We start from the raw sequence: 6,000 nt of genomic DNA, 5'->3' as shown, positions 1-6,000 counted from the left end.
TTAGGTTCTGGCGCCGAGAGGTGTGAGAGTTCAAGTCTCTCCGACCGCACCATCATTAAATAGAACCCAGCTTTTTAGCTGGGTTTTGTTTTATCTGGAATATGCAAATCTGCTAGCCAAGTCACCAAGTATTCTCTTCTATAACCTCACTTTTAATACAATTTTATAAGACAATGTCAGCTCCATTTTCTAATTGAGTATGACTAGCCTATGAAAACCCTCCCTTTAACGATCGGTTGCTACACGGATACGCCAAGTAAAAGCCAAGGTGTTTATCAAACTCAGTTAGATCTAGAAACTGGAAAACTATTATCTCTAGAGCTGATCAGAAAATGCACTAACCCCTCTTTTGTTACTGCAACAAAGACAGGGATCTATACTGCATCTGAAGTTAATCAGCAAAAACAGCCCCAGCTCATTCATATACCTAATGTTGATTCGCAGATAACGTCCAATGCAAGTCCCATCTCAGGAAATCACCCCTGTCACATCGCGATAGATCCACACAATAAGTTTGCTATCACGTCGCAATACTCATCAGGCACATTCGATATCTTTAGCTTGAGTATCAATGGCAGCATCGATAAGCGACTCAAAACAATCAAGATGGTTGGTTCCGGGCCAAACAAAGAGCGACAAACCAGCCCACACGCCCATCAATGTCTGTTCCTACAAAACTCACCACAGTTTGTGACCGTCGATCTCGGCACCGATCGCATCAACTTCTATTGCTTTGATGAAGAACAAGAAGAGTTCCTTGATGAGCCAATGCAGTCTATTAAGGTGCCCGCCGGCAATGGACCTCGTCATTTAATCTTTAACAAAGCTGAAGACAGAGCCTATGTGGTCTGTGAACTCTCTGAAACGTTACTGATTTTGGAAAAGGTTTTAGGCATTTGGAATGTAGTGGAAGAGATTGATGCATTGCCTAATATGGAGAAGGGAGAAGCCACAGCTGCGATTAAGCTATCCCCTGATGAGCAATTCCTTTATGTTTCATGTCGACACCAATCAAGAATCAGCAACTTCAAAATCGACTCTGAGACTCAAAAACTGACTTTCATTGAAAGCTACGACACTGAAGGTAAATTCCCAAGAGACTTCCATATAACTGACGATGGGAAATGGCTTATCGCCGCCAACCAACACTCCAACAACATCACCTCATTCAAGCGAGATAATGAGGACGGTTCTTTGGTTTATACAGGCTACTCGTTAGAGCTAGATGCGCCTGTTTGTGTGACGCAACAGCGATAGTAATCACCAGATACAAAAAAGGAGAGCATCAGCTCTCCTCTTCTTTTATAACCAATTAAACTAGCGACTTAAAGACCCAAGGCGTATTTCAATACTTGAGTTTTAATCGGCCCAGAGTTCTCTGCTAGTTTAAGTGCGGCATTACGTACAAACTTAAGCGGACCAATGTCGTTGCTGAATGTCTTGTAGAAAAAATCCATGCCACTCTGCATCATAAGGTTGTCGCCTCTTCTTATCACTTCGTAGCGTCTTGCTACAGACTGATTCAATTCCCCCTTTTCTTTGGTGACATCCAACAATACTGATACATCTTTGAAGCCTAAGTTAACACCCTGCCCAGCCAAAGGGTTGATCGTATGCGCAGAGTCTCCGACTAAAATACAGTTATTCTTCGAGTATGATTGAGCATGACGCCGAGTAAGGGGGAACGAACCAGAGTTGAGGACTTTGATGTCTCCCAATTCCGTAGGGAAATTAACAAGTACTTCATTACGTAACTTTTCAGGGGTCATCGATGATAATTGCTTAATGCGAGATGGGGAGTCATACCAAACCAACGATCCCTGCCCGACTTCTTGACCGTCAGAGATTAAAGAACACAAAGGCAGAAATGAACGAGGGCCACTTGGTAGAAATTGTTGCCAAGTAATATCTTGCTGAGGTTGTTCTGTTTCGACATTGATAAGCATACAGTGTTGTCGATAATCCCAAGCCGTAATGCCAATTCCAGCATGTTGACGAACGACTGAGTTAGCACCATCAGCACCAACCACCCACTTCGCTGATAACTCAGTTCCTGATTGAAGCTTAACGATATTGGTTTCGCCATACTCAATCTCATCCAACTTTTCTGGACATAACAGTTCGAGATTGTCATGGGCATCAAATTGAGACCATAAGCCTAACTGAATCAGTCTGTTCTCGACAATATAGCCTAGACGGGGCAGATTCAGTGATGCAGCATCAAAACGAGTACGACACTCTGGATGTTCCCAAGTTTCCAATCGCTTGTAAGAACAAACGCGCATCGCTGCAATACTTTGCCATGCACCAAGAGCTTCAAGTAAATCGACCGATGCTTGAGAAATCGCCGACACACGAATGTCCATCGCTTGCGACTCATCAAAAGCTTGTGGGGCAAAACCTTCAATCACAGCAACACTCAGCCCTTGTTTCGCAAAGCCGATCGCTGTTGCCGCACCAACCATGCCACCACCAACTACCACAATATCGTAACTGTTCATATTTTGTACTTATCAGTTTGATTCTTTGACTATTTTTGATTGTACTTTTTCATAACTAACTTGTAACCAAAAACCTTATTTGAAAAAAGGGTTATCCCTTATGGTATATGGCGTTAACGATAATAAAAACCAAGACAAAAGAGATTTGTTCAGACTACTAGTCAGTCGGTTTTGAAACCAGTACAATACGCCGCTTGCCGCTATAGACCGTCATAAGATTGAATACCGATTTATGACGAACCAGACTAGCGGATGAATAATGGGCGATTTGCTCCCTTAAATTAAACTAACGATCGAGCGAACATATAATGAGTAAGAAACTGCTAATTAAAACTTGGGGCTGTCAGATGAATGAATACGATTCATCAAAAATGGCCGACCTGCTTAACGCTGCAAATGGCTATGAGCTAACTGAAGTACCTGAGGAAGCAGACGTACTACTACTGAATACTTGTTCTATCCGCGAAAAAGCGCAAGAAAAAGTATTCCACCAGCTTGGTCGTTGGAAAACGCTTAAAGATAAAAAAGAAGGTGTAGTGATCGGTGTGGGTGGCTGTGTAGCCACTCAAGAAGGTGACCATATCCGTCAACGCGCTCCGTACGTAGACGTTATCTTTGGCCCACAAACATTACACCGCCTGCCAGAAATGATTAAGTCATCACTGTCTAACGAAAAGCCTGTAATGGACATCTCGTTCCCTGAGATCGAAAAATTTGATAACCTGCCAGAGCCAAAAGCAGACGGTGCAACTGCATTTGTTTCAATTATGGAAGGCTGTTCGAAGTACTGTACTTACTGTGTTGTGCCGTACACACGTGGTGAAGAAGTTAGCCGCCCAATGGATGATGTACTATTCGAAGTTGCTCAACTTGCAGAGCAAGGCGTACGTGAAGTTAACCTACTTGGTCAGAACGTAAACGCGTATCGAGGCCCAACACACGAAGGCGATATCTGTTCATTCGCAGAGCTTCTTCGTCTTGTTGCTTCAATTGATGGTATCGACCGTATTCGCTTCACGACAAGCCACCCACTTGAGTTTGGTGACGACATTATCGAAGTTTACAAAGATACACCTGAACTTGTGAGCTTCTTACACTTACCAGTACAAAGTGGTAGTGATCGTATTCTTACAATGATGAAGCGTCCACATACGGCTATCGAGTACAAGTCTATTATCCGTAAACTGCGTAAAGCTCGTCCTGATATTCAAATTAGTTCAGACTTTATTGTTGGTTTCCCAGGAGAGTCTAAACAAGACTTCCAAGATACGATGAAACTGATTAAAGAAGTTGATTTCGATATGAGCTTCAGCTTTATTTTCTCTCCGCGCCCAGGCACACCAGCAGCAGATTACCCATGTGATGTACCAACACAAGAGAAAAAAGATCGCCTGTGGGAACTGCAACAGACAGTAAACACACAAGCTATGCGCTTTTCCCGCCTAATGCTAGGCACAGAGCAGCGCATCCTTGTTGAAGGTCCATCAAGAAAGAACCTAATGGAACTGCGTGGCCGTACTGAAAACAGTCGTGTTGTGAACTTCGAAGGTTCTGCTGACCTAATCGGCCAGTTCGTAGATGTGAAGATCACCGAGGTGTACACCAACTCACTACGTGGTGAGTTAGTTCGCACAGAAAAAGATATGGGCTTACGCGTTGTAATGACTCCAGCAGAAATGATGGAAAAAACAAAACGCGAAGATGAGCTAGGTGTAGCCACGTTTACGCCATAGGTAATACAACTGTTTGAGCACAAAGCTCAAACACAAAGCTTGAAATTACCTAACTAAGTGACCATCTTAGAAATAGGGAATCACCATCAGAAGCCCGGTCTAAATCGGGCTTCTTGCTCTTTTTTTTTTATTTAAGAGAGAATGGTACAAAATGAGAGGCTAATTTGAGCAATAAAATCGTTACCTTAGAGATAAATCTAGAACCAGCAGATAACAAGCGCTTGGCAAGTTTATGCGGACCATTCGACGACAACATAAAGCACCTTGAGCGTCGTCTTGGCGTTGAGATTAACTACCGTAGCAACTTCTTCACTATCGTCGGTAAACCTCACACTACAGCCGCAGCTTTAGACATCATCAAGCACCTCTATGTTGAAACGGCTCCTGTTAAAGGCAACATAATTGATATCGAACCAGAGCAAGTGCATCTAGCGATCGCGGAGTCTGGTATTTTGGAGCAACACGTCGAGTCTGAGATTGACTACGGCAAAGAAGTGACCATTAAGACTAAAAAAGGCGTCATTAAACCTCGTACGCCGAACCAAGCACAATACCTAATGAATATGGTCACTCATGACATCACTTTTGGTATTGGACCTGCTGGTACGGGTAAAACGTACTTAGCTGTTGCGGCTGCGGTTGATGCACTTGAACGTCAAGAAGTTCGCCGAATCCTACTAACTCGCCCAGCCGTCGAAGCAGGTGAGAAGCTTGGTTTCCTTCCTGGAGATCTAAGCCAGAAAGTCGATCCATATTTGCGTCCACTTTACGATGCGCTGTTTGAGATGCTCGGCTTTGAACGAGTTGAGAAATTGATTGAACGTAACGTAATTGAAGTTGCACCACTGGCTTACATGCGTGGTCGTACATTGAATGATGCGTTCATCATTCTTGATGAGAGCCAAAACACTACGGTAGAACAGATGAAAATGTTCTTAACGCGTATCGGCTTTAACTCACGCGCTGTCATCACAGGTGATATCACTCAAATCGATTTACCTCGAGGGGCAAAATCAGGCCTACGCCATGCAACTGAAGTACTTAGTGAAGTTGATGACATTAGCTTTAATTTCTTCATGTCTGAAGACGTCGTTCGTCATCCTGTCGTTGCTCGTATCGTTAATGCCTACGAGAAGTGGGAAGCCAAAGACCAAAAAGAGCGTAAAGAGTTTGAGGCCCGTAAACGTGAAGAACGAGAAGCCAAACTTCTTGAGGCTCAGCAAGCTGTTACGACACAATTAGCAACACAAAATAGTTCTGTCATTGCAGAGCAAGGTGATAAATAGATGTCTATTGAACTAGACCTGCAATTAGCGGTCGAAAATGAGCAAGGTCTTCCAACCGAACAAGATATTCAGCTTTGGTTAAATAAGACTATTCCTCAGTTTCAAGAGAACGCCGAGTTGACGGTTCGTATCGTAGATACACAAGAAAGCCACCAGCTTAATCATGAATACCGTGGAAAAGATAAGCCAACTAACGTGCTGTCTTTTCCATTCGAGGCTCCTCCAGGGATAGAGTTAGATCTACTTGGCGACCTCATTATCTGTCGCCAAGTCGTCGAAAAAGAAGCAGAAGAGCAAAATAAGCCTCTGTTAGCACACTGGGCTCATATGGTTGTACATGGCAGTCTGCATCTGCTAGGTTATGATCATATCGAAGATGATGAAGCTGAAGAGATGGAGTCACTCGAGACAGAAATCATGCAAACTATGGGGTTTGAAGACCCGTATATTCTAGAAAAGTAAATTGATTCTAGTAAAGTA

At 43.4% G+C, this 6,000-nt stretch carries 5 protein-coding genes; 4 read left to right on the top strand and 1 reads right to left on the bottom strand.

The window, feature by feature from the left end; all coding sequences use genetic code 11:
* The first annotated feature begins 210 nt into the window (after positions 1-210).
* The gene (locus tag ACFI6G_RS13495; protein WP_016784763.1) at positions 211-1,257 is read left to right on the top strand and encodes a lactonase family protein; all 1,047 of its coding nucleotides are present in this window, start codon (positions 211-213) and stop codon (positions 1,255-1,257) included.
* Positions 1,258-1,325: 68 nt separating this feature from the next.
* Here ACFI6G_RS13495 and ACFI6G_RS13490 read toward each other — a convergent pair whose 3' ends face one another.
* Positions 1,326-2,501 carry a 2-octaprenyl-3-methyl-6-methoxy-1,4-benzoquinol hydroxylase gene (locus ACFI6G_RS13490; protein WP_016784765.1) on the bottom strand — a complete coding sequence of 392 codons (1,176 nt, stop codon included), beginning with the start codon at positions 2,499-2,501 and terminating at the stop codon, positions 1,326-1,328.
* A 308-nt stretch (positions 2,502-2,809) separates the two neighbouring features.
* Here ACFI6G_RS13490 and miaB point away from each other — a divergent pair, with 308 nt between their 5' ends.
* The 3 genes from miaB (at position 2,810) to ybeY (ending at position 5,982) form a co-directional block, all read left to right on the top strand.
* A complete protein-coding gene (gene miaB / locus ACFI6G_RS13485; RefSeq protein WP_010439137.1) occupies positions 2,810-4,234 on the top strand; it encodes a tRNA (N6-isopentenyl adenosine(37)-C2)-methylthiotransferase MiaB in 1,425 nt (474 codons plus the stop codon).
* A gap of 164 nt (positions 4,235-4,398) precedes the next feature.
* Positions 4,399-5,520, top strand: coding sequence for a PhoH family protein (locus ACFI6G_RS13480; protein WP_010439135.1), 1,122 nt, complete (start codon positions 4,399-4,401; stop codon positions 5,518-5,520).
* The gene (gene ybeY, locus ACFI6G_RS13475; RefSeq protein ID WP_016768321.1) at positions 5,521-5,982 is read left to right on the top strand and encodes an rRNA maturation RNase YbeY; all 462 of its coding nucleotides are present in this window, start codon (positions 5,521-5,523) and stop codon (positions 5,980-5,982) included.
* The last annotated feature ends 18 nt before the right edge of the window (positions 5,983-6,000 follow it).

This window comes from Vibrio sp. PSi01 (assembly GCF_054960695.1).
Note: the sequence above shows the minus strand (reverse complement) of the source record. Positions and strands in the feature narration are given on the sequence as shown.

Coding starts and splice junctions, on each gene's coding strand:
- ACFI6G_RS13495 (WP_016784763.1), top strand. CDS start 211: ATGAAAACCCTCCCTTTAACGATCGGTTGCTACACGGATACGCCAAGT.
- ACFI6G_RS13490 (WP_016784765.1), bottom strand. CDS start 2,501: ATGAACAGTTACGATATTGTGGTAGTTGGTGGTGGCATGGTTGGTGCG.
- miaB (WP_010439137.1), top strand. CDS start 2,810: ATGAGTAAGAAACTGCTAATTAAAACTTGGGGCTGTCAGATGAATGAA.
- ybeY (WP_016768321.1), top strand. CDS start 5,521: ATGTCTATTGAACTAGACCTGCAATTAGCGGTCGAAAATGAGCAAGGT.